Below are 25,254 nucleotides of genomic sequence, written 5' to 3' on the forward strand. Positions count from 1 at the left end.
GTAGCCAAATGACTACGGGATTAATTTCCTAAGATCAGGCAATTTTGCATAAATTTAAAAATATTTTTCATAAAAACTCGATTAATTCCAATTTTTTTCCTTTTATTCGAAAATTACTCATTTTTTACAGCGTAAAATCTCAATTCAGCAGAATTTTTATCTATCTTCTACAGTTCTCTTTCTTCAAAATTTATAGATGAAGCGCCAATTTAGACTGGCTGTCCTTATAAAATTGCTCTAGCTGTTGTAATTCAGCATTTAAAAAACACAGTAGATACTGCCTTGCCGTAGCAAAGTCTAATTTTTTGAAAAAATATAATCTTTGGTTTTACGGGTAATCAGTCCAAATACATCTTTTTGTGGCACGATAATGGCAACATCACTTTCAATTTTAAACTCTAAATCATCTAATTTTGAAAACGCGTTTAAAGTGAATCGAAGGCTTTGTTGGCTTTGCAGATCTGTAATCGTAAAACTCGCATTTTCACTATTAAATTGTAATTGCCGTACCAAAAGCTGCCGCCAAGCAATACTGTCAAATTTGATCAAAGCCTGAATGGCTGTGAATTTTTCTAAAAACTCATCGCCACCTTCTTGTAAATTTTTCGGTGTATGTACCACTAAGTCGAATGTTTTCATTGTTATTTTCCTATTAAACAAGTGGATTTTAACAACTTATCTTATATTATCGTTTTTATTTCCGATAAAAGAACATTTTAAAAATCGATCATTTTCAGCATGATTTCTTCAGTTTTGGCAGCATTTTGGACATGCTTGTATTTTTTCTTTAGGCCAATTCATGCGTGCACGTTTATGTGCTAATTCTACATCAGCAAAATAACCAATTAAAATTTGATGATAATTTTTTGGCAAATCTTCACATCCTTGCGTTGCATTATGTAACTGATAGACGCCATTACTGAGTGGATTTTCATCTATGATAAATTTAAGCATGTCCATTCCATCACCTCTGAACTATGATTTTATTTTCAATAATCCCATAAAAAAATTATGGATATATATTTATCTAAAAATTATGCTGTTTTTAGATAAAAATCAAATGTTTTTCGAGATCAATATCATGCAATATTTTTCAAAATATGTTGACCAACTCTTTATTGGTATTGGCAATTTATAATGGTGCTGAGGCTATCTTATTTTTCTTTTTTAAACGAATCCAACGTACCACCCAAATCATGGCAATAATACCCACAATGACCACGAGAATAGGAACAAGGAAGGACAAAATTGAAACCACTAATGCACTGATCCATTCACCTGTTGACACTACAGGATTAGCAATTCCTCCTGTAGTTGCAGTGGACAAGCCACGTACTGCAACTGTGCTCAGTTGTACTGCTGACGCTGTCCCGCCCCCAACAATAATTGCTGCTGCCCAACTGGCAAAGGGTGACATTTCTCCTGTGCTCACCGCCATCGTGGTCAGTGTGCCTGCAACCATTGCCGCAGGTGTAGAAATGGTGTCCAACGCATTGTCCACCCAAGGAATGTAATAAGCTCCAATTTCACAGACTGTAGCGACTGCAAGCCCAATACAAACCGATGGCATTGCCAACCATTCAAAGCCTTTCATCGGCTCAAACCATCCTGTTAAGGATGCTACACTCATCACAAGTAATGGGACAAATACACGAAAACCACAGGCAGCGCTTAATCCAATGCCAATGCACAAGCTAAGTATTGTTTCGATCATCATGCGTCTACCTGTATTTTTTATGGATGAATGGATAAGGTAGCAAAAAGCCCTATTGAGTAATAGGGCTTTTTTTTAAAACAGGGAGTAGCTGTTTTGCTTGTGCTGCTTAGGCATTCTTGTTGTTGAATTGATTGCCAAGGCATTTGGTACACGGTGGTAAACGATCTGTACCAATTTCTAAGTAGGTGCGGTGTCCGCAGTTGACACAAAAATAGAAGCCTGTTCCAGGTTTTTGACCAGCCATTACCATTTTTGTTCTCCATAGGTTTTTAGAAATGGTGAATAAAGTATAGGCTGTTTTTTGTGTTTGTCTATTGGTCATTTCGACAAATGATGATGGCATTTGAGCAAAAAATACTTAAGCCGTTTTTTTTATCAACTCTCGCTCAATTTGTGACATATTTTACAATGTTTGCTGTTTTGTTCGCTTAAAAAGACTCAAATGAATTGAATTTCCTATGTAGTCAAATATGTTTCAAGTTATTTCTGCATCAATATTGGCATTCCGTCCTCGTCAAAGGATACGCCTCGCTCAATTAATTTTTCATACGCTGCGTGATGAACCACGCCTCGTTTACTCACTTTAGCTTCGAGTAGTCTGCATAAAGTCGCTTCGCTGACATTAGGATGATTCACCACTTCTATGCGTACACCCCAAAATTTGTCATTGGCAAAGCGGTCGAGGATTTCAGCATCCGCATCGGGATTCATGGCGGCAACAACACGGATTGCCTGATTCGGGTCTGTTAAAAATGGTTCAAGTTCGGCTGTATTGGAAGCACCACACGCTAAAATATAGCGACGTTCTTCTTCGGCTTTTTGTTCGGGGGATTTTTTGGGCATGGGTTGTTCGCTTTGAATTCTTGTCTTTATTTTAGTAATTCACCTCTTTTACATCTACAAAAAAAATTTGTAGGTATGAATTCCATTGGAGCCATAACTTATTATTCAGTACCTCCTTTCCACACAAAGGGACTCATAGCAAGTATCTAAAAATTCGGTCTCTGAAACTTTGAATTAAACTCCTCAGAAAGATAAATATATTAACTCTCTCCAATCATGAAAGGTTTTATTTCAGGCATTACCTTCCTCTAATGGTCCCAATTTAATCCTCGAAAACTTTTGTTTCATTATTGATCAAAATAATTTGCTCAATATGAGCATCAATATTCTCATAAATTTTTTGAAAAATCACAGGTAAATATTGAATAATATCATTCATAGTCACTTCGTTTTTTTCAAATCGGTGGTAGGTCTTTAGATAATGAATTATTTCTTCTTTTTGCTCATTTTCAATCATAATCACGGGATCAAGATCTTGATATAAATGTTTATTTGATAAATGTATCAAACCGCACCCAAACTTATAAACAATCTGTTCCCAACCACCTTGTTTGATCATTTCCTTATCATTTACTTTCTGCATTTTCTGATTAGCATTCAAAAATCTCCACTCACCAAATTCAACACTATTTTTGACTAAATCCAAAGCATTCGACCTTAACTGAAAACCGCTATTATGGTCTACTAAGTAAGAAACACGTAATAAACTATCTAGTTCTTGCCTTATAATCCCAATGCAAACTCCATAACAATACGCATCATATAGCAAGTTAAAAGATTTTAAATTTTCAGCTGACCTAGCTCTAACCTGCTTAAGAAATTTATCTAATACATGCATTATTTCCGCCAATAAAAAACTCACTTAACAGAGAATATTTTCTAATAATATCAAATACTTTTAGCTTTAAATTTCAAACATATTTCCCTTCTATGAAACCTTATCAAGTTAACATTATCAAATCAATGTAAAGCTGAAGTTACTTCCTTCAATATGTTGTGAATATACGAAATCTAGATTAATTTCCCTAAACTTATTTTCATTTACAAGCCTAGTTAAATATGCATCATCTTGTGGCTTAGGATGAACACCTAAACACCATAAAAACCGATCAGTAGATATCTTAGATCCTTTGATTTTTTCATATTTTTCCATATCTTTAAGCATGTAACGAATACAGTGAGAAATATTTTGATGCTGTTTGATTTCTAAAGGAATTGAACTTTGCTTATATTTTTGACGAATCATGAAATCAATTGAGCAGATATCTTTTTCTTTGGATATACGCTTATCAAATTCAAACCGTACCTCTCTTTCAACAACAGAAATCTTCTCATGTTTATACATAAATATTGCAAATTCAACTTGCAACCAAATTTCCCATCCTTTGATTTCAAATTTTTCAAATTCTATAAGCTTATTAACGATTTTTTCTTGTTGAAAAAACTCATTCGATATGTCCTTTAAAAATTTAAAGTCTTCTTTTAATTGCTTCAACTTATTTACTCTATAATAAAACGACCCCACATCAATGTAGGGTCTTTTTACAACAATATCAAATACTTTTAGCTTAAATTATCAAGCCACATTCCCTTCCAAGAAATCCTGTGCAAAGCGTTGCAATACACCACCCGCTTCATACACATGCACTTCTTCTTCAGTATCCAAACGGCAGGTTACAGGCACTTTAATGATTTCATTTTGACCATTCTCAGTCGAACGCTCAATCACCAAAGTCAAATCAGAACGCGGTGCAATATTACCGATCACACTATACAACTCAGTACCGTCCAACTTTAACGTTTTACGATCCGTTCCAGCTTTAAACTCAAGCGGTAACACGCCCATACCCACCAAGTTAGTACGGTGAATACGCTCAAAACCTTCCGCAACAATCACTTCAACACCAGCAAGACGCACACCTTTCGCAGCCCAGTCACGGCTAGAACCTTGGCCATAGTCCTTACCTGCAACAATGATGAGCGGTTGCTTACGATTCATATAGGTTTCAATCGCTTCCCACATACGCATTACTTCGCCTTCAGGCTCAACACGCGCCTTAGAACCCTGCTTGATCGTACCGTCAGAACGAACCACCATCTCATTGAACAATTTCGGATTGGCAAATGTTGCACGTTGAGCAGTCAAGTGATCCCCACGGTGCGTTGCGTATGAGTTAAAGTCTTCCTCAGGCACGCCCATTTTATGTAGGTATTCACCTGCTGCCGAATCCATCATGATTGCATTTGATGGTGATAAATGATCCGTGGTGATGTTGTCACCCAAAATCGCAAGCGGACGCATATTTGCCAAAGTACGTGGCGCAGCCAAAGCCCCTTCCCAATACGGCGGACGACGAATATAGGTACTTTGCGGACGCCAGTCATATAACGGACTTGCTGCCTGAACACGTTCACCCAAATCAAACATCGGGATATACACTTTTTTGAATTGCTCAGGTTTCACTGCTTCCTTCACCAATGCATCAATTTCAGCATCAGACGGCCAAATGTCTTTCAGGTAAATTGGGTTGCCGTCTTTGTCATTACCCAACGCATCTGTTTCGATGTCAAAACGAATCGTACCTGCAATCGCATACGCCACAACTAAAGGTGGAGAAGCCAAGAACGCTTGTTTTGCGTATGGATGGATACGACCATCGAAGTTACGGTTACCTGAAAGAACTGCGGTTGCATACAAGTCACGGTCAATGATTTCTTGTTGAATCACTGGATCTAACGCACCTGACATACCATTACAAGTTGTACATGCATATGCCACGATACCAAAACCCAATTTTTCTAAATCGTGCAATACACCTGCTTCTTCCAAATACAACGCAGCCGCTTTAGAACCCGGTGCAAAAGAAGTTTTCACCCAAGGTTTACGTACTAAGCCAAGCTCATTTGCTTTACGTGCAAGTAAGCCTGCTGCAACAGTATTACGTGGGTTAGAAGTGTTTGTACATGAGGTGATTGCTGCAATGATGATTGCGCCATCAGGCATTAAGCCTTCAGCTTCTTGAGCTTTAGCCGCTTCTAAATTACCTGCAATACCTTTGGCTTTAAGGTCAGCTGTTGATACACGTGCATGTGGGTTTGATGGTCCTGCGATGTTACGCGTTACAGTAGAAAGGTCGAAACGAAGTACACGTGGGTATTCCGCTTGCTTCATATCAGAAGCCCAAAGACCAATTTCTTTGGCATAAGTTTCAACCAATTTGACTTGTTCAGATTCACGACCTGTTAGGGTTAAATAATCAATCGTGTTTTGGTCGATGTAGAACATCGCTGCTGTCGCACCGTACTCTGGTGTCATGTTCGAAATCGTTGCACGATCACCCACTGACATGCTGTCTGCGCCTTCACCGAAGAATTCTAAATACGCACCAACCACACGTTCTTTACGCAAGAATTCAGTGAGTGCCAAAACGATATCGGTTGCGGTAATGCCTGCTTGACGCTGACCAACAAGCTCGACCCCGATAATGTCAGGTAGACGCATCCAAGAAGCACGACCCAGCATTACATTTTCTGCTTCTAAACCACCCACACCGATTGAAATCACACCCAATGCATCGGTATGTGGTGTGTGTGAGTCTGTACCCACACAGGTATCAGGGAATGCAATACCACCACGGTTTTGAATCACTGGAGACATTTTCTCCAAGTTGATTTGGTGCATGATGCCGTTACCCGCAGGGATCACGTCGACATTTTCAAATGCTGTTTTGGTCCATTCGATGAAGTGGAAGCGGTCTTCATTACGACGGTCTTCAATCGCACGGTTTTTCTCAAAGGCATCTGGGTCAAAACCACCATATTCTACAGCCAGTGAATGGTCTACAATCAACTGAGTCGGAACGACTGGATTGACTTTAGATGGGTCACCGCCTTGGTCTGCAATCGCATCACGCAAACCTGCAAGGTCTACAAGTGCTGTTTGTCCGAGAATGTCATGACATACCACACGTGCAGGGTACCAAGGAAAATCGTGGTCTTGTTTACGGTTGATGAGTTCTTTTAAAGATTGTTCGAGAATGGCTGGGTCACAACGGCGTACCAATTGCTCTGCCAAGACTTTAGATGTGTATGGAAGTTTTGCGTATGCGCCTGGCTGAATATCTTCTACGGCTTGACGCACGTCATAATATTCGAGCTGGGTACCTTGCAGGGGTTTGCGGTAGTTGTTATTCATTACGTGTGCCTCTTGCATCATTTTGTACTGCGTTCTAATGGCTGAATAGTACACTGTCGAAAAGCCATTTCCCAAATCTTTTATATTTCATATAGTTATATATAAAAATAGGGGTTTTAGAAATATTTGGTAACATATTGCTCGATTTATTTTTCTGAAATGTGCATTTTTTATAAAAATAGCGGAAAATAAGCTTAATTCTTTAGTATTAGATTTAAGATAAGTGAGCAATTCATGAGCAATTTAGCTTTCTCCTCGTTTACTTTAATTGGTGTCGATGCACTGAAATTCTTACAAGGACAAGTCACTGTCAATGTTGAAGCTTTGGCTGAAAATGTAAACCAGTACACAGCAATTTGTGATTTGAAAGGTCGTATTCACTTTGGTTTATGGCTTAAAAAACGTAATCCTGAAGAGTTTGAGATCGTAACGACGCAAGATCAGGCTGAGGAATTTGCCAAACATATTAAAAAATATGGTGCTTTTTCTAAGATGAAACTTGAACAAGTTGGACATGTTTTTCCAACAGTGAATGGCACGACAACTCACTTTTCTGACGTTGAAACTGATATCTCTGCATGGAAAATTGCTGCGATTCAAACAGGTCAAGCTTATATTGATCAAACGATTGAAGGTGTTTTTCAACCACAAGAACTCCGTTTACATCAACGTGGTGGTGTCAATTATGACAAGGGCTGTTATTTGGGTCAGGAAGTGATTGCCCGTCTTTGGTTTAAAGCAAAACCGAAAGCATGGTTACATGTGATTCAAGGTTCAGGTGCTGCTCCTGCTCAAGCTGAGCAACTGAATAAAGGCGTTCAAGTGGTCAATAGCACTGCTTTTGAAAATGGTTTTATTGCGCTTGTGGTGGCTCGACCTGAAGCTTTGGCTGAGCTTGAAGTGACTGTTTTAGACTTACCTGAAAGTTTAAGTGGTGATGTGGCTCGTCCTGTTTAAAAAACATAGATCACGTGAAAAAAAGCGTGATCTTCTTTTCCAAAGTAGATGATCATTATGAAATGTGCGCCTGCTGATTTATCTTTTTTATTTCAATTACCTTATTTAACATTAGCTCGTCATCAAACAGCTCTTCCATTTTTATTACATCATGTTCAACTCGCTGATGAACTAAGCAATATTTTAACTGCTTATCCAAATTTAAAATATCAACCTTTAGATTTTTATTATATTTTACATAAATCTCTGAGCATTATTGATGAAGATGTCATAACTGACTTAATGTCAAAATATGGATGGCAAGGAAAAATCATTGCCGCCTTTTTATGTTTTTTAGCACCTGATCCAAGCTACAAAAATACGATCAACAATGCTATACAACATACTCCTAAAAGGAATCAATGGTTATTGCATCTCGCTTTATCTGAGTTCTGCTCAGACAATACCACCCCATATTTTTCAAATGAAATCTATACGTGTTTTAAAAATTTCCGAAAAAATTTAATACCCATCCGTCAAGCAAGATCAATCCGTAAAATCCCATATGAAAATTTAGAAACAGTAGAACAGCAACAAAAACTTTTGCTAAAAGAAATTTACAACTCCAAAGGCAAGGAAGCTGCTCATCAATTCATGAGGAATTCGATTTTTTATAATCTATTTTTTAGTTTCAAATAGAGCAATTATGAAAGTCATTTTCAAATCAAAATTAAGAGTTCTACGAGTATATTTTAACAAGCATCTAATATGTAATTGAAAATAGACAAAAATAGCCTCTAAAATTGATGACTAATCTTTCTTCCTCACATAATAAACCACCCCACCCCGATCATCGGAAAAATAAAATGAATTTGCATCAATTTTATAAATATCAGCAGGTCGACCATTTACTTTTTTACCCACTAAAAAACCATCCATAAAGGTTTCAAGTTTTTGCCCTTTACGCATCATCACAATTTTATAACCATGACCAATCTTTGCATCGGTTGAACCGTGTAATGCGACTAAAAAAGCATTTTTAATCGTGTCATCCGTGTTCGGATCATCAAAATAATCAAAACCTAAGGCAGAAGAATGCGATGGGAAATAGGCATAAGGCGATGGCACATTTTTACAGCCTGAGGCACGTTTAAACTTAGGGTCTGCAAAAACTTTTCCACCCGCTGAATAACAAGATGGCCAACCATAATCAGTATTCGCTTTTAGTGCATAAAATGTTTCATCAGGTTTATTTTTCCCTAAATGATCTGAGCCTTGATTGGTGGCAAATAAAAAGTTGCCAATCCATTTCAAACCCACTGCATTACGTAAACCTGAAGCATAAATTTTCTGCTCTGAACCATCAGGGTTCATTTCCAAAACAGTTGCCCGAACTTGTTCTTTCTCTACACAGGCATTGCAACTTGAACCGACTGAAACATAAATTTTACCATTGCCACCAACTGCTATCGTTCGTGTCAGATGCCATCCGCCATATTTATAACTTAAGCCATAATCAGGAAAAGTCGCCAGAACTTCAGACTTAGCCGAAGGTTTTATTTCACCTTGCGTGAATTTACGACGGGTGAGTTGATGGGTTTCTGCAATATAGATCCAATCCTGCCCGCCCGCATCTGTATAAAATTGTACTGAGTTTGGATTTTTTAAACCTGTCAGATAAGGTGTGATTTTGCTGAACTTTCCTGTTTGTGGATTCCATTCATCTAAAATATAAATACTGCCTTTATTATTATCAGACAGGTCATACATATCGGTGACAAACATTCTACCGTCTGGAGATTTAGCAAAAAAACGTACACGTTTTAAGCCTTCCGCAGCAGGAATAATCTCGTAATTTGCAGGTAAATTTAAGGAAAATTGCTGACCATTTTTCAAGTGAATTGGGTGTGGAACCAATTGGGGTTGCTCAGCGAAAATGCTTGTTGAATACACTAAGCTGATGAGTAATATTGAACGTATTTTTATCATTATTGCATTCATCTGATTCAATATGAATTTTTATAATATAAACTGAATGAACAACAGATCACAAGATTCTTTTAAAAAAGAAAAAATCAAGCTATATGATTGTTTTATATAATTTTAAAATAAATTAAAAATCAAGTTTACAATTTTAAAGCATGCATCTACATCAGTGTGTCATATCTCGATTTAAAGTCAGTGAGCCGCAAAGCTTACTTTACCGCTCAACTCAATGATTTGACTCAGTTAAAGTAAATATTCATCTCTTAAAAACCATGAAACAGCTTATTCATATCTTTACAAACATAGTCTTTAAAATGATAAGCACGGGCATGTTTTGCATCAAATTTTGCCGTCAAATCGCCTTTTTGAAAAATATAAACCCGATCTTCTTTACTGATCAGATATTCACTGCCCAATTTCATCAATAAAGCATCAATTTTATCTGCATCTGCAATACTTTCATCTTCAAGCACTTTTAAATAATTGCGCTTAATGGTTTTAATAAACATGCTCTACTCTACAGTTCAATTGAATAGGGGAATTTAACCAAAATCTACAGCAAAAACCTATTTGAACATGCAACAAAAGCGGTCATTCCTCTATTTCAATCTTGTCTAAAGCGAAGGATGCCGATAAAATTGCCACATCATGTGTTATCGCGGCTGCTGAACCCGATCAACTCATGATTTTTAAAATAATGGACACTCACTATTTAGTTTTAGAGCAAACCAAAGCACCGCCACACCCCCCAAAACGTAACCGAGCATGGCGACGTAAAAACAAATATACTCATCTACGACGGGATGCTCGACATCATCCCTCAATGTTTAAGCCTGAAAAGAAATTTAAGTTCATGGCAGGACGACCATTTAAACTAAAAAGAGCCATGCATTTAGGCTTTGAATATCCACGAATCTCACCTCAACAACGACGGCTCAATGCTCAACATGAATACTGGAATTCTATCAATTGAATATTCTTTTTATTTGTAGTCGTAACCAATGGCGTAGTCCCACCGCAGAGCATGTCTTTGCCGTGGGCTATGGCATTAAAACTCGCTCGGCAGGTACCAGTCGTCACGCGAAACATACCCTTTCATCCAAAGATATTGCTTGGGCAGATCTTATTTTTGTGATGGAACAAAAGCATAAGCAAAATATCAAAGAAAAATTTTCCAAACAGTTGCAACATAAGAAAGTCATTGTACTCGACATTCCTGATGACTATCACTATATGGATGCCGCGCTAGTTGAAATTTTGCAAGATGTTGTGCCACCCTACTTAGATGATTTTGCATAAATTTTAATAATTTTTCTCAATCAAATAATTACAGGAATAGGCTATATTTTTTTAAATAACTACGCCAATATCCAACCAATATTTTTTCGAGATTGATTATGAAAACGTGGTTCACTGCGCTGAGTCTGAGCTTTTTTGCCATGACTGCAAGTCATGCAGACATTAAAACCGTAGAAAAAAATCTTAAACAAAATTTCCCAGATATTGCAGTTAAGTCTGTCAGAACATCTGCTGTGAAAGATATCTATGAAGTCTATATGGGTGGGCGCATTGTCTATACCACCGATGATGCAAAATACTTTTTTGTCGGAAATCTAATTGATTTAAAACAGCAAAAAAACTTAACAGAAGAAAGTATGCAAGTTTTAAGTAAAATAGACATTGCCCAACTTCCACTGAACCAAGCCATTAAAAAAGTCAAAGGCAAAGGCGAACGTGTCATCTATTTATTTAGTGATCCTGACTGTCCATATTGTCAAAAATTTGAGCATGAATTGCAAAAAATTGACAACTTGACTGTGTATTTATTCTTGTATCCAATTCCAACTTTGCATCCTAATGCAGTGAATATTGCTAACCAAATTTGGTGTTCAAAAAACCCACATCAAGCATGGCTCGACTATACACTTGAGAAAAAACAACCCTCAAATCATAAAGTATGTGCTACACCCATCACGAAAATCGCAGATTTAGGCAAGCAACTTGAAGTTGAGGGTACACCGACCTTTTTCTTAAAAGATGGTACTCGTATTTCGGGTATTCGTAGTGCAGAAGACTTAGAAAAAATTCTAAAATAACACTATTAGGATGGTGACGATTCACCTACGCTTCACCATCCTTTTTTACAATCACAATATCATTTTCGAAACTTATTTTTTCAGTTATATTTAACCTCTGACACCTGTAAAATTATTTTCATACATTCATACTTTTATTGATTATTTTCGCTGTAAAAAAACATCATAAACCTTTATTTTCAAGAACTTAAAACGATGAAAAAAAATCTAATCACCTGCGTAATCTTAAGCCTAACACCATTGACTTTTTCGACTGCCAAAGACGTAGTGATAGAGCCTCGTATTGCTACCTCACCCGTTGAAATCATGCCACGCTCCATTCAAATTATCACAGCAAAAAATGAAACAGCAATGCAACTGAAAAGTGTCAAAACACAAGTGGAAATCATCAATGGTTTAGCTGAAACAACCGTGGAAATGCAATTATATAATCCGAATACGCGACCACTAGAAGGAAATTTAGAGTTCCCATTGCAAGAAGGTCAACAAATTACGGCGCTGGCTTTGGACATCAATGGTGAAATGCGTGATGCTGTACCTGTGCCCAAAGCCAAAGGACAGCAAGTGTTTGAAGCCATTGAACGGCGTAATGTAGACCCTGCTTTGCTTGAACAGACTCAAGGCAATAATTTTAAGCTGCGAGTCTACCCAATTCCTGCACAAGGTACGCGCACGGTTCGTATTCGTTACCAAGAAGCGTTAAGCCAGAGTTCACAAGATAAACGCTATCGCTTACCCTTACAATTTGCCAATCAAGTGCAAAATTATCAGCTTGAGATCAGCATAAAAGGTGTTGAAAATATACCTAAAAGTGAGCAGTTAACCTTTACTCGCAACGCAAAAAATGAATATCGTGCAACGCTTACAAATCCGAAACTCACCGATCTCAAACACATCGATATTTTGATTCCTAGCAATCAACAAGCCCAACTATTTACACAACATTTTAAAAATGCTGATTATTTTTATGCCGAAATTCCTGTTGTGGATATGTTACAAGCACGTCCGTTACCAGAAAATATTGGCATTTTATGGGATGCGTCTTTGTCTGCTCGACAACGTGATCTACAAAGTGAACTTGCCTTACTCGATGCATATTTTCAAAAGATACAAAATGCGACCGTTGAATTAACTCTGTTACGTTATAAAGCCTCTGCACCACAAAGCTTTAAAATTAAAAATAGTGATTGGTCAGCACTGAAAAAGTTCTTGGAAAATGTAGTATACGATGGAGCAACGCATCTTTCTGGCTGGAAAAACAACAGTAATATTCAAGAATATTTATTGTTTAGTGATGGCTTAGACAACTATGGTCTGCAACAAAACATTCAACTCAATGACAAGCAACGTTTATATACGATTCAAGGCAATGCCCTGAACTTAGATCATCAACAATTACGTCAACTTGCCGAAAAAAATCATGGGCAATATCTATTTTGGCAAAATACAAATGAGTTTAAACAAGCACAACATGCCCTACTCCATGATCAAAGCCGTTTAATTCAAGTCGATGGTAATGGCATCAGTGAATTATATATTCCATCGTATTTTCCTGAAAATGGAATTGTGCGCGTGTTTGGCAAATATTCACCCCTGGTCGGGGATCAAGCCGCCTTAAAGCTAAAATTAAACAATGGCGAGCAACAACAAACTTTACAATTGCCCTTTAACAGCAGTTTGAACAGTCAACAAGTCGCAGCACTTTGGGCAAAACAAAAAGTCGCACAACTACTGCCACAAGCAACGCTGAATGAACAAGCCATTCAAAGCCTTGCACAAGACTTTAACCTTGTGACGCCTAACACCTCTTTGATTGTCTTAGAAAATTTAGATGATTATGTGCAATATAAAATTCAACCACCTGCAAGCTTAAAAGCGGAGTATGAACAACGCATCACTGCTCAACAACAAAGTATGCAGCAAAAACAGCAGCAAGCTCTTGCCCGCAGTATTGATGAATATAAAGAACATCAACATTGGTGGGAAAAAGATTTTCCAAAACAAAAAATCAAGCGAAGTCATGCCGAAAAAATGGCCAATGCACCTGTAGTTGAAGTTGCACCTGCTCCTCAAATGCCCGCACCTGTCTCTGCTGAATATGCAGCAGATGCAATTGCGACAGATTCAGTTGCGGCTGCAACCGAAACAAGAGAAGTTTTACAAAGCCGCAGTCAAAAGGCACAGCAACGCAGCAGCAATACACCACAAAATATTACGATTGAGATTCAGCCGTGGAAAGATGACGCGCCCTATGTCGCACGTTTAGAAAAAGCATCGAAACAACAAGCGTACCAAATCTATTTAGATGAACGTGAAAATAACTTAAACAATCCATCATTTTATTTAACTGTTACGGAGATTTTTAAGCAAAAAGGCTTACATGATGAAGCCATTTTGGTCATTTCAAATTTAGCTGAATTAAATTTGGAAAATCGTCATGTTCTACGATTATTGGGTCAGCAGCTCATGTTGCTCCAACAATATGAAGATGCGATTGTGATTTATCAAAAAGTTTTAAACATGGCAGAAGAAGAGCCACAATCTTGGCGTGATCTTGCTTTGGCCTATGCAGAAAACAAACAATATGATGATGCAATTCACACCATGTACCATGTGGTAAGTCATGAATGGGATCAGCGTTTTGGTGGTATTCATTTAATTGCTGTAGATGAATTAAACAACTTTATTGCCAAAGCACCAAACAGCCCTGCGATCAAAGACATCGACAAAAAATTAATTCGTAATCTACCTGTGGGAATTCGTGTGGTACTGACATGGGACAGTGATAATTCAGATATGGATTTGTGGGTGATCGACCCGAATCAGGAAAAAACCTATTACTCAAATCGTCATAGTGCACAAGGCGGTAAAATTTCCAATGATTTCACAGGGGGTTATGGTCCTGAAGCATTTTGGTTAAGGCAACCCATGAAAGGTGAATACAGCATCAAAGCACATTATTATGGTGACCGTCAGCAAATCGTGACTGGACCGACGACTGCATTTGTGCGCTTAATTCGTGATTGGGGAACCTCAAAACAAAGCGAAGAAATTTTACGAGTGAAAATGACCAAAGATCGACTGCAAACAGGTGAAGATGGTGCAGTATTGATTGGTAAATTTAAGGTGAATTAAGAAGCCATTGTGAAGTACAACATCTGTTTAATAATCACTTTTTTGAATAGATGTTGTCACCTACACAATATATTCTTAAAAATAACATTAAATAACAAATATTTAAAAACAGAATATTTTGTATACATTTTCACACCTATTCATCTGTTTGCCTCACAATACCATACAAAAATTAAAGAAAAACACGCCTTTTAAGGCTTTACATCTTATTTTTAGAGCACTTATGATGAATCCACGAAAACTACAAAATTTCTTTCAGGAAGAAATGCTTCAATAAGGTTATGTATCAATGAAAAAAATTCTACTCTCTGCATTACTCAGTTTTTCTTGTGTAACTGCTTTTGCAGCACCACAAGCCTCATCTGTCGATCCCAAATTTGCAAAAGTTGAACAACTGATTCAAAAGAAAGATTTTAACGCAGCCTATAAAGAACTTGAAAGCATTGCTAAAACAGGTGATGCACAAGCTTTATATAATTTGGCATTTTTAACTCAAGCAGGTCAAGGTACTACAGTTGACACTAAAAAAGCCTTGCAATACTATCAACAAGCGTCTGACAAAGGCTATTCAGTTGCAAGTTATGCACTTGCTAAAGCCTATCAAACGGGTGAATTAGGCGTTCAAGTCGATCAAAACAAAGTCCGCCAATACTTAGAGAAGTCCTCAAAACAAGGTTATGACGATGCCACTGTCGAATATGCTGTACAACTTTTCTCTGAAGACAAAGCAGAATCAGACAAATTGGCACTGCAAAAGTTAGATCCTTTAATTAAAAAAGGGAATATGCAAGCGATCCACGCTAAAGCACTGTATGACATTAGCCAAGGATTTAAAAATAAGAAAATCGAATCTGTACAGCAAGGCATCAAGTCCATCCAAACACTTGCACAAAAAGGCTATATTCCTGCTTTGTTAGCAATGGCAAATATGATGGTAAAAGGCGAAATCATTGAGCAGAATTTACCTGAAGCAAAAAGAATTTATGAAGCTTTAGCCAAACAAAACGTGCCTACAGCCAAAGAAGCTGTTGAAGCGATCAATAAAATGATTACCAATAAAGCTGCGAATCCTGCAAAAAAATAGATATCCCCATATCATATAGACTTAAATCTTTTAAAATGGCAGTCAAATTGACTGCCATTTTTTCTTGATAATGCATTGTAAAATAAAAATTATTTAAAAATCCATTCTCGTATTTCACAACTTCCCCACTCAATATCTGTAATCTTTTGTAAATTAATCTTGCTAAATAAATAGTCTTTGTGACACTATATTTATATAGGCTATAAGACACTATATAGAGATGTAAAGATGTCTATTCAAATTAAAGATTCAAATAACAAAATAATTGCTGTGAAGACCAGACAATTTTCAGGCGGAGAACGTCACGTACAGTTCGAAGCAGATGAACTCACGCAACGTCAAGGTCAGGTTTATATTCAAGCCAAAATCAAGAATAGTCAGGATTTGATGGATTATTTGTTGATTGAAAATGTATTGATGAATCAAGGTTTAACAATCAATTTGGAAATCCCTTATTTCCCCTATGCACGTCAAGATCGTATTTGTGCAACAGGTCAGGCATTTTCACTCGACATTATGACCAAACTTTTGAATATCAATACTGAGCAATTTCCAAAGCAACGTCATTCCATCAAAGTTTGGGATGTGCATAGTGTGGTATCTGAAAAATTATTGGGCGAAAACACATTATTTAATAAAGTGATTAATGTTCAACCTAGTGAAATTATTTTAAAAAGCCAAGCCTTAACAGATATTTTAACAGCTCAAGATACAGTATTGATTTGCCCTGACGCAGGTGCAAAACAGCGTACTCAAGGCATTGCTGATGTAATCAATGCTCATCGAGCAAGCAATATTGAAATTGTATATTGCGAGAAAAACCGTGATCCAGTCACAGGTAAAATTCAAAACTCACATGTGCATACGACTGATTTATCAGGCAAAACAGCAGTCATTACAGATGACATCTGTGATGGTGGTGCAACCTTTATTGGTATTGCCGAAGAATTGAAAAAGTTAAATTGTGAGCATGTAGTGCTCTATGTCACGCATGGCATTTTCAGTAAAGGTTTGGCTGTATTTGATGGAAAAGTTGATCAAATTTTTACTTCTGACAGTTTCCCTCAAATCGCCAATGAAAAAATGACTGTGATTCACTTTGGCAGCAATGACTAAACGATTACCCAAATAAAGATATGATTACCTTAGGAAAATAAAAATGAGCTTAAAATTAAATCCATTGAATGCAATCGACTTTTATAAAGCAGACCACAGACGCCAATACCCTGCTGGCACTGAATATGTCTATGCCAATTTCACACCACGCTCGGCTAAATTGGCAAAAATGTTGCCCGATTTTGATGACAAAATCGTATTCTTTGGCTTGCAAGGTTTTATTAAACACTTTTTGATTGATACTTGGAATGAAGGCTTTTTTAAACAAAATAAAAATAAAGTCGTTTCAGCTTATAAACGTCGTATGGACAATGCTTTGGGGGATGGTGCTGTTCCCGTCGATCACATTGAAGCTTTACATGATTTAGGTTATTTGCCTATTCGCATTAAAGCCTTAGAAGAAGGCAGCCGTGTCAATATGAAAGTGCCTGTATTAACTATTATGAATACTCTGCCTGAATTCTTTTGGTTGACGAATTATTTGGAAACAGTACTGAGTGCTGAATTATGGAAAAGCTGTACCACTGCAACCATTGCTTTTGAATACAAACGTTTATTGACTGAATATGCAATTAAAACAGGTGCACCTTTGGATTTTGTTCCAATTCAAGGACATGATTTTAGTAGTCGTGGTATGAGTGGTATTTATGATGCCACCCAAAATGGCGTGGGTCACTTAACCAGTTTCATTGGCACAGATGCGGTGTCTGCAATTGATTATGCTGAGGAATATTACAATGCCGAAGGGGTTATTGGTGTTTCTGTCCCTGCAACTGAGCACAGTGTCATGTGTATGGGCAGTGAAGACAATGAAATTGAAACGTTTCGTCGGTTAATCACTGAGCTGTATCCTTCTGGTGTGGTCAGTATTGTGTCGGATACTTGGGATTTTTGGCGAGTGATCACTGAGTTTACGGTGGAGTTAAAAGCTGAAATTCTTGCTCGCCAACCGAATGCAATGGGTTTAGCAAAACTGGTGTTCCGTCCTGACTCAGGCGACCCTGTTAAAATTTTGTGTGGTGACCCTGAAGCCGAAGTAGGTAGCCCTGCGTATAAAGGCGCTGTGGAATGCTTATGGGATGTTTTTGGAGGAACAACAACAGATAAAGGCTATAAAGTTTTAAATGAACGTGTCGGTTTAATCTATGGTGATTCGATTACTTTAGAACGTGCTTCAAACATTCTTCAACAATTGGAAGCCAAAGGCTTTGCATCGAATAACGTGGTGTTTGGGATTGGGAGTTATACTTATAATTACATGACCCGTGACACTTTTGGTTTTGCGGTCAAAGCGACTTGGGGGCAAGTAAATGGTGTTGCTCGTGAATTGTTTAAAGACCCGGTCACAGACTCAGGCGTGAAGAAATCTGCAAAAGGTTTGTTGCGTATTGAAAAATCTACAAATGGTTTTGAATTATTTGATCAACAAACTGCTGAGCAAGAGCAACAAGGCGAGTTAAAAACAGTATTTGAAAATGGTCAGTTGACGCGTGAATGTCGTTTGGATGAGATTCGCGCTCGATTAGCTGAAAACCTGTAAGTATTGAAATGCTATCCTTGAAAAGAAACGTGTTTCAGGGATAGCAACTTAATAATTTGACTAAATCTTAGCAGTCATCTACCCATAATTTATAATGATCTAGATGATTATTTTTGAAATAAAATGTAATTGATTTATATTCGTCTTGTTCTGATGAAGCACTGAAACGATTTGGATTTTCTTCATCTGAAGTAATCTTGCCTTTAAAGATTTTTTGAAAATTGGCTTTGGTCATCGAGCTATCTATTCTTTTACCATAGAAAATCACCGCATTATTTTTAAGCATGTGGACGGTTTGAATTCGATTGTAGCCATTGACCGTAAATGATCCAAAATCATATTCATCTGGAAATTTTCCACCATTACATTCATCTGGCTCACCTTTAATCACTTTTAGAGGCTTTGGTAGTGTTTTTAGATTCAAATCAAATGAATGATATGTTTTACCATTGATCACAGGTTGAATGGTTTTATCTGCAAAGGTTAAAGTCGAAACGCAACATAATACTGAGATAAATAAAGTTTTAGTGCTCATTGTCTGTTCTTATTAAATTTATCTATGAATCGACATCATAAAGACTCGGTTTCAAACAAACAAGTTGGAAAATACTTGGCGAATATCCCCCTACCCTGTAATAATCCGAATACTCATCCACGTTGAAAATAAAGCGAGCCAGACCGTGATGTTTACATCTGAACAGGATTTTTTATCCAACTATAATAAAAAAGACTTTGATGCACCTTTGTTCACGGTGGATATGGCAATTTTTTCTGTAGATAAAGGACAACTTCAAGTTCTACTCATTAAGCGTTCTAACTTTCCACAAAAAGATCAATGGGCTTTGCCGGGTGGTTTTGTCGATTTGTCGAAAGATACCGATTTGATGGCTTCTGCTCATCGTAAATTGGTGGAAAAAACAGGACTTCAGTCACCACATTTGGAACAAGTCGCGACTGTTGGCAATGCTACACGTGACCCACGGGGGTGGGCAGTGACATCTTTGTATTTTGCGCTGATTGATTTTAAAGCCTTTCAACGCGTTGCCAATGAACAGACCGAGCAAAAGCAAACCGAGTATAGTGAATGGTTTTCTATTGCCGATGCTAAAAAATTGGATTTAGCCTTTGATCATTTACAGCTTTTGGATTTGGCGGTAGAGCGTCTAAGCAGTAAAGCTCGTTATACAGCACTGCCTGCGAGTTTAATGCCTGAACTCTTTACCCTGACTGAATTACAGCAGATTTATGAAATCATTTTAGGGCAAAGTTTGGAGAAAAAATCCTTTAGACGTCGTATGATTGAAGCGGGTGCGGTTGAAGAAACAGATCAATCCAAAATTGCAGGCAAACGTCCTGCGCAGTTATACAAATATGCTTTGGACAATTTTGATTTTCATTTTCCACGCATTTTGGAATATCCGAGGGAAAATCACACTGAAAAGTAATCATTAGAGTATAAAATGCATTTAGAACTTAAACTTTTTTTTGGATGGGTACAAATCAATCCAAATGTAGGATCAATTTTAAATCTTTAATTTAAACGATCAAAGCTGTGGCATATAAAATATTGGCAAACTCGACTCATAGAAAACATGCTAAATTATATATAGCATTTCAAACACTTGAATTCACATGACTGTACGCTTTCTTCATACTTCCGACTGGCATTTGGGACAATTTTTCTATAACCATTCCCGTCACTATGAACATGAGCAATTTTTGGCATGGTTACTTGAGCAAATCAAAGAAAAACAACCGCATGCTTTACTCATTGCAGGTGATATTTTCGATGTCATCAACCCCGCATCTGCTGCACAAAAACAACTTTATCAATTCCTCGCCGATACACATGACCTCGCCCCACACATGCAAACCTTGATGATTGCAGGGAATCATGATTCGGGTTATCGCATTGAACAAGTTGAACCTTTACTTGAAAAATACAATGCTAAAACTGTCGGTGTGATCCACAAAAATAATGAAGGTTCAATTGATTTAGACCGTTTACTTATTCCTATTTATGATACAAAAAATGATGAAAATAAAAAAATTGTTGCTTGGTGCTTAGCTCTACCCTTTTTACGTCCTGCTGAAATTACAGGTTTCAATGAGCAAACCACCAACAACCAAAACGCAATTGCTTATTTACATCAACAGATTATTGCCGAAGCAATCAAACGAAAAACAGCTGATCAAGCCTTGATTTTGATGTCACATGCACACATGCAAGGTGGCGAAACGTCGGACTCAGAACGCCCAATTATTATTGGCAATGAAGAGGCACTTTCCACTGCCCTGTTTGATGATGTGATCGACTATGTTGCGCTTGGGCATTTGCATAAACCGCAAAAAGTGGGCAAAGATCATATCCGTTATAGTGGTTCTCCGATTCCACTTTCATTTAGTGAAATCAACTATAAACATCAAATCGTTGAAGTCACCATTGATCCGAAAAAAACGGATGAATCTCGTTTTAAATATGAACCGATTTTTATTCCTCGCAGTGTGCAACTGCATAAAATCAAAGGGGAATTAACCGAAGTTTTTGTTAAACTCAAAGCCTTGCCAAGTGGTGAAATTGACAATATTGACTATCGTGAATATGTCGATATTGAGTACCATACTGCTGTACCACCACAGCCGAATTTAAGACAACAATTTGAAGATGCTTTACCCAAAGGTCGTTATCGTTTGGTGCGGATTTCTCGACAATATTTGGCTTCGGAAAAATCAGATAGTGAACAATCACATATCAGTTTAGAACCACCAACGCCAAAAAAACTCTTTGAACAAATTTGGCAAAAGCAAGGTTATGCCACTGATGATGCTGTGCTAAAAGACTTTCTAAGCTTGGTACAAGAAGCCGAAAAATCACTTGAAAATGAGCATGAAGGTTAAGGATTTGCCATGAAAATTTTATCTATTCGTATAAAAAATTTGGCATCTCTTGCAGGTGAGCATTTTATTGATTTTGAATCCGAACCTTTAGCTTCCGCAGGCTTAGTAGCAATCGTCGGGAAAACAGGTGCAGGAAAATCGACCATTTTAGATGCCATGTGCCTTGCGCTGTTTAATAAAATTCCACGTTTAAAAGACAGTGATGGTAAGTTGCAAGATGTTGATGGCACAGAACTTTTAACCAATTCTCCTCTAACCGTATTACGACGTGGCACGGCGCATGGTTTTGCTGAACTGACCTTTGTCGCTCAGGATCAAAAACATTATCTTGCCCGTTGGGAACTGAAACGTTCACGTGAAAAAGCAGATGGAAAACTGCAAAGCGTACAACGTTATCTAAAATGTATAACCGATGGTGTGGTCGTTGCAGACAAAGCCAAAGCGGTTGATGCAAGTATTTTCAAAATCACACAATTGAGCTTTGAACAATTCACTCGTGCCGTACTTTTAGCCCAATCAGAAGTCACCGCATTTTTAAAAGCCCGTGATAATGAACGTGGTGAATTACTTGAATATTTAACCAATTCTTCAATCTTTGGCAAAATTGGTCAATTGGCTTTTGAGCGCACCAAAGCTGTTGCAGTCAAACGCAAAGAACTTGAAAATTTACTGGGTCATATTGAAATTTTATCTGATGATGAAGTGGCTGAATTATCAAATCAATATCAACAAGTTGAAGCTGAATATAAAAAATTTGAGTCTGAAAAAACGCAACTCACGACCCAACAACAATGGTTTGAACGCAAGCAACAACTTGAAAGTGAAATTTTGGTGAAGCAACAATGGGTGGATACTCAACTTAAAGCGCAACAAGATTTAGCGCCTGAACGTGAGCGTCTGCATCGTTTAGAAATCTTTTCTGAAATTCGCTCAACCGTATTTCAACAGCAACAATTACTCAAAGCTGAACAACAACTTGCACCAAAAATTCAAAAGCAACAGCATTTATTTAATGAGTTAAAAAATCAGTTTGATATACAAAAAACTGCGTTTGTTCAGGCTGAAACCGCATTAAATGAATTACAAATTTTTGAAAGTGTTCATTTTGAATCCATCAATCAAGTCCGTCATTGTAATACTGAGCGTGATCGAATCGGAGTTGAATTTAAGAAAACTCAAACGAAACTGAATGAATTAGAAAGTAATCAGCAACCTTTATTTGAACAGAAAAAAAACCTTGAACGACAGATTCAGCAGATTACTGAACAGCAAAGTTTAGTGAATAAAAACCTTGCTGAAACACAAAAATTTTCGAGTTTAGATCAGGGGTTAAATGCGCATCTACAACAACTCAATCAATTTATTCAGCAATATCAAAATATTGAAAATCAGTTCGGAAATTTAACACAAGCTGAACAGCAATTATCTGCTCAAAAAACTCAGCATAAGCAAACCATTGAACAAAACGGAACGATTGAGCAATTAGAACTTCAAATTGAGCAAGCTCGTCAGCAACGTGAGCAAAAAATTCAGCAACGTAATCAACTGGATTTAATTCAGCAAAAATTAACGCATTTTTTTGAATTAAAAACTGAATCGCAATGCTTGAATGATCAATTGCAAACTGCATCAACGCAACTTGAGCAATCTGAAAAAGAAGCATTACAAGCTGAGCAAGACTTTCAAGCTGCAAAAACCGAACGTCAAAAATTACAGGAGATTTTGCAACAGCAACGTCTATTACATGCTGAAAATATTGAACATTTACGTGCTGAGTTGCAAGATGGTGAACCTTGCTTAGTTTGTGGTAGTACCTCACACCCTTATAAAGTGGATGATGCTGCTGTATCTAAAGCCTTATTCGAACTGCAACAGCAACAAGAACAGCAAGCCATTATCAAAGAACAAGAAGTATTTAAAATTTGGCAAAATTCTCAGCAAGTATTCACCAAATTTAAAACGGAACGAGAACAACTCGATTCATCTATTCAAAGTAATGCTAATAAAGTTGCTGTTGCTCAAAATACGCTACTTGCACAAGTTGATGCTATTAAAATCAAATTGAATTTAACTCAATCTCAAGTTGAAATTTCGGCTCAAATCAAACAACTTTTTGAACAATATCAGGCCGATATTCAGCAGATTGAAACGCAATCGAATCAATGGATTCAAAGTATTAAAACTCAGCAACAGCTCAATCAAAATATCCAACACGCTGAAAATTTATTAGATAAAGCAACTCAACTACAACATCAGGTTCAGCATATTGTCAGCGCATTATCCGATGCTGAAAAACATACATGGCAACAACACAGTACGAAGACAGCACAACAGATTTCTAATCAACTCAATCAACGCTTAAAAAATTTAGAACAAGCTGAAAAACTGCTGAAAGATTTTGATCAATTTAAGCAAAAATTGCATGCGTTGACTTTGAATATTGAACATATTTCGAAGCAAGTAACGGATACGAAACAAGCATTGGATGAAATCAAAATCAAAGGTTTGCAAAATACAGAAACGGCGAAACAACTGATTTTGCACATGACAGGTTTAAGTGATGTAAAACCGAATGAGTGGCTCATTCAGCATGATCAAAAACGCCTGCAAATACAAAATCAGTATCAACAACTCAAACAAAGCTTTGAACAGTTGCGCGTTCAATTTGAGCAACAAAAAAGCCAACTTGATCAACTCAATGCACAATTACAGCAGAATCAGAACAATGCTCATGCAGTGAATATTGAGATTCAAAATTGGTCGAATCATCATTCTGATTTTCAAACGACAGATTTGACCGAACTCTTACAGATCAGCCCTGCTCAAGAACAGCACATCCGTCAGCAAGTGCAAAATGCTGAACGCTTGTTGAATGAAGCAAGTTCTGCACTTAAAACCATGCAAGAACAAAGGACTGAACACACAAAAATGCAACCTGAGATTAATTTTGCTCAATTACAGCAATTGATTGCAGAAAATGCTGAAAGTTTAAAATCACAATTGGACGTTCGAGATCAACTCAAGCTAAAACTCGAATTGCATCAACAGAATGTAGCGAAGCAAAAACAATTTGCGGATCAAATCCAAGAAGTACAACAAGAGGAACATCGTTGGGGTAAAATTTCAGGCTTAATGGGCGATGCCACAGGTAAAAAATTCCGTGATTATGCACAGCAATATAATTTGGATATTTTACTTGAACATGCCAACCAGCAATTGGCGATGCTCTCGCAGCGTTATACCTTAAAACGTTTGGACAACTCACTAAGTCTAGCCATTATTGACCATGACATGGATGGTGAAACGCGTTCTGTGGCTTCACTTTCAGGAGGTGAGTCATTCTTGACAGCGCTTGCACTATCACTTGCAATTGCCAATATGGCATCAGGTTCAATGAAAATAGAATCGCTGTTTATTGATGAAGGCTTCGGAACTTTAGATGCCTCATCGCTACATATGGTCATGAATGCACTCGATCAACTGCAAAATCAGGGGCGTAAAGTTGTGCTGATTTCACATATACAGGACATGCATGAACGGATTCCAGTGCAGATTCAGGTCAAGCCTTTAGGTGCAGGCGCAAGTACCATTGAAGTGGTCAGTTAAAAAATGGCAACCTGTTGGTTGCCATTTTTGCATCATATGATTTATATATGCCTAACTTTCATCAGGTTTGACATTCCAACCTTCAATTTTTTTCTAATGCAT

23 protein-coding genes are annotated in these 25,254 nt (G+C 37.4%); 12 read left to right on the plus strand and 11 right to left on the minus strand.

Annotation, left to right across the window (positions count from 1 at the left end; genetic code table 11):
• Window positions 1-297: 297 nt before the first annotated feature.
• From HUV91_RS09375 to acnD, 8 genes are all read right to left on the minus strand, one after another.
• Window positions 298-639, minus strand: a complete 342-nt coding sequence (locus tag HUV91_RS09375) for a hypothetical protein (protein WP_174493219.1) — start codon at window positions 637-639, stop codon at window positions 298-300.
• A 108-nt stretch (window positions 640-747) separates the two neighbouring features.
• Complete coding sequence (locus HUV91_RS09380) at window positions 748-954, minus strand: hypothetical protein (protein WP_130073999.1); 207 nt, start codon at window positions 952-954, stop codon at window positions 748-750.
• Window positions 955-1,132: 178 nt separating this feature from the next.
• Window positions 1,133-1,711, minus strand: a complete 579-nt coding sequence (locus HUV91_RS09385; RefSeq protein ID WP_174493621.1) for a DUF4126 domain-containing protein — start codon at window positions 1,709-1,711, stop codon at window positions 1,133-1,135.
• Between the two features lie 112 nt (window positions 1,712-1,823).
• On the minus strand, window positions 1,824-2,060 hold the full coding sequence (locus HUV91_RS09390; RefSeq protein WP_174493220.1) for a zinc ribbon-containing protein: 237 nt from the start codon (window positions 2,058-2,060) through the stop codon (window positions 1,824-1,826).
• A 137-nt stretch (window positions 2,061-2,197) separates the two neighbouring features.
• Window positions 2,198-2,560 carry a hypothetical protein gene (locus tag HUV91_RS09395; protein WP_174493221.1) on the minus strand — a complete coding sequence of 121 codons (363 nt, stop codon included), beginning with the start codon at window positions 2,558-2,560 and terminating at the stop codon, window positions 2,198-2,200.
• Between the two features lie 262 nt (window positions 2,561-2,822).
• Window positions 2,823-3,398 (minus strand): hypothetical protein, encoded by a 576-nt coding sequence (locus HUV91_RS09400; RefSeq protein ID WP_174493222.1) that lies wholly within the window; start codon window positions 3,396-3,398, stop codon window positions 2,823-2,825.
• A gap of 117 nt (window positions 3,399-3,515) precedes the next feature.
• Window positions 3,516-4,055 carry a hypothetical protein gene (locus tag HUV91_RS09405; protein ID WP_228721852.1) on the minus strand — a complete coding sequence of 180 codons (540 nt, stop codon included), beginning with the start codon at window positions 4,053-4,055 and terminating at the stop codon, window positions 3,516-3,518.
• 81 nt (window positions 4,056-4,136) lie between these two features.
• The gene (gene acnD / locus HUV91_RS09410; protein ID WP_174493622.1) at window positions 4,137-6,755 is read right to left on the minus strand and encodes a Fe/S-dependent 2-methylisocitrate dehydratase AcnD; all 2,619 of its coding nucleotides are present in this window, start codon (window positions 6,753-6,755) and stop codon (window positions 4,137-4,139) included.
• A 234-nt stretch (window positions 6,756-6,989) separates the two neighbouring features.
• On the opposite strand from acnD, the gene HUV91_RS09415 reads away from it, so the two are divergent.
• Together HUV91_RS09415 and HUV91_RS09420 are read left to right on the plus strand one after the other, a co-directional pair.
• On the plus strand, window positions 6,990-7,712 hold the full coding sequence (locus HUV91_RS09415; RefSeq protein ID WP_174493224.1) for a YgfZ/GcvT domain-containing protein: 723 nt from the start codon (window positions 6,990-6,992) through the stop codon (window positions 7,710-7,712).
• Between the two features lie 57 nt (window positions 7,713-7,769).
• The gene (locus tag HUV91_RS09420) at window positions 7,770-8,390 is read left to right on the plus strand and encodes a hypothetical protein (protein ID WP_174493225.1); all 621 of its coding nucleotides are present in this window, start codon (window positions 7,770-7,772) and stop codon (window positions 8,388-8,390) included.
• 111 nt (window positions 8,391-8,501) lie between these two features.
• Here the strand turns inward: HUV91_RS09420 and HUV91_RS09425 are convergent, their stop codons facing one another.
• Entirely contained in the window at window positions 8,502-9,680 is a 1,179-nt protein-coding gene (locus HUV91_RS09425) for a PQQ-dependent sugar dehydrogenase (protein ID WP_174493226.1), read from the minus strand.
• A 260-nt stretch (window positions 9,681-9,940) separates the two neighbouring features.
• Window positions 9,941-10,186 carry a hypothetical protein gene (locus HUV91_RS09430; RefSeq protein ID WP_174493227.1) on the minus strand — a complete coding sequence of 82 codons (246 nt, stop codon included), beginning with the start codon at window positions 10,184-10,186 and terminating at the stop codon, window positions 9,941-9,943.
• Between the two features lie 101 nt (window positions 10,187-10,287).
• Here HUV91_RS09430 and HUV91_RS09435 point away from each other — a divergent pair, with 101 nt between their 5' ends.
• From HUV91_RS09435 to HUV91_RS09465, 7 genes are all read left to right on the plus strand, one after another.
• On the plus strand, window positions 10,288-10,650 hold the full coding sequence (locus tag HUV91_RS09435; RefSeq protein WP_228721853.1) for a hypothetical protein: 363 nt from the start codon (window positions 10,288-10,290) through the stop codon (window positions 10,648-10,650).
• Entirely contained in the window at window positions 10,647-10,976 is a 330-nt protein-coding gene (locus tag HUV91_RS09440; protein WP_174493228.1) for a low molecular weight protein tyrosine phosphatase family protein, read from the plus strand. The genes HUV91_RS09435 and HUV91_RS09440 overlap by 4 nt, the downstream gene beginning before the upstream one ends.
• A 98-nt stretch (window positions 10,977-11,074) precedes the next feature.
• Window positions 11,075-11,773 carry a DsbC family protein gene (locus HUV91_RS09445; RefSeq protein ID WP_174493229.1) on the plus strand — a complete coding sequence of 233 codons (699 nt, stop codon included), beginning with the start codon at window positions 11,075-11,077 and terminating at the stop codon, window positions 11,771-11,773.
• A gap of 195 nt (window positions 11,774-11,968) precedes the next feature.
• Window positions 11,969-14,908 carry a VIT domain-containing protein gene (locus tag HUV91_RS09450; RefSeq protein WP_174493230.1) on the plus strand — a complete coding sequence of 980 codons (2,940 nt, stop codon included), beginning with the start codon at window positions 11,969-11,971 and terminating at the stop codon, window positions 14,906-14,908.
• 289 nt (window positions 14,909-15,197) lie between these two features.
• Entirely contained in the window at window positions 15,198-15,992 is a 795-nt protein-coding gene (locus HUV91_RS09455) for a tetratricopeptide repeat protein (protein WP_130074011.1), read from the plus strand.
• Between the two features lie 228 nt (window positions 15,993-16,220).
• Complete coding sequence (locus HUV91_RS09460) at window positions 16,221-17,108, plus strand: phosphoribosyltransferase family protein (protein WP_174493231.1); 888 nt, start codon at window positions 16,221-16,223, stop codon at window positions 17,106-17,108.
• A 43-nt stretch (window positions 17,109-17,151) separates the two neighbouring features.
• Entirely contained in the window at window positions 17,152-18,648 is a 1,497-nt protein-coding gene (locus tag HUV91_RS09465; protein WP_174493232.1) for a nicotinate phosphoribosyltransferase, read from the plus strand.
• Window positions 18,649-18,715: 67 nt separating this feature from the next.
• On the opposite strand, the gene HUV91_RS09470 is transcribed toward HUV91_RS09465, so the two are convergent.
• Entirely contained in the window at window positions 18,716-19,183 is a 468-nt protein-coding gene (locus tag HUV91_RS09470) for a hypothetical protein (protein ID WP_174493233.1), read from the minus strand.
• A 148-nt stretch (window positions 19,184-19,331) separates the two neighbouring features.
• Between HUV91_RS09470 and HUV91_RS09475 the strand changes: the two genes are divergently transcribed.
• The 3 genes from HUV91_RS09475 (at window position 19,332) to HUV91_RS09485 (ending at window position 25,152) form a co-directional block, all read left to right on the plus strand.
• Complete coding sequence (locus HUV91_RS09475; RefSeq protein WP_416377019.1) at window positions 19,332-20,093, plus strand: NUDIX hydrolase; 762 nt, start codon at window positions 19,332-19,334, stop codon at window positions 20,091-20,093.
• Between the two features lie 187 nt (window positions 20,094-20,280).
• Complete coding sequence (locus tag HUV91_RS09480) at window positions 20,281-21,546, plus strand: exonuclease SbcCD subunit D (RefSeq protein WP_174493235.1); 1,266 nt, start codon at window positions 20,281-20,283, stop codon at window positions 21,544-21,546.
• A 9-nt stretch (window positions 21,547-21,555) separates the two neighbouring features.
• The gene (locus HUV91_RS09485) at window positions 21,556-25,152 is read left to right on the plus strand and encodes an AAA family ATPase (protein WP_174493236.1); all 3,597 of its coding nucleotides are present in this window, start codon (window positions 21,556-21,558) and stop codon (window positions 25,150-25,152) included.
• Window positions 25,153-25,254 lie beyond the last annotated feature (102 nt).

This window comes from Acinetobacter sp. Marseille-Q1623, assembly GCF_902809895.1.
Lineage (GTDB): Bacteria > Pseudomonadota > Gammaproteobacteria > Pseudomonadales > Moraxellaceae > Acinetobacter > Acinetobacter piscicola_A.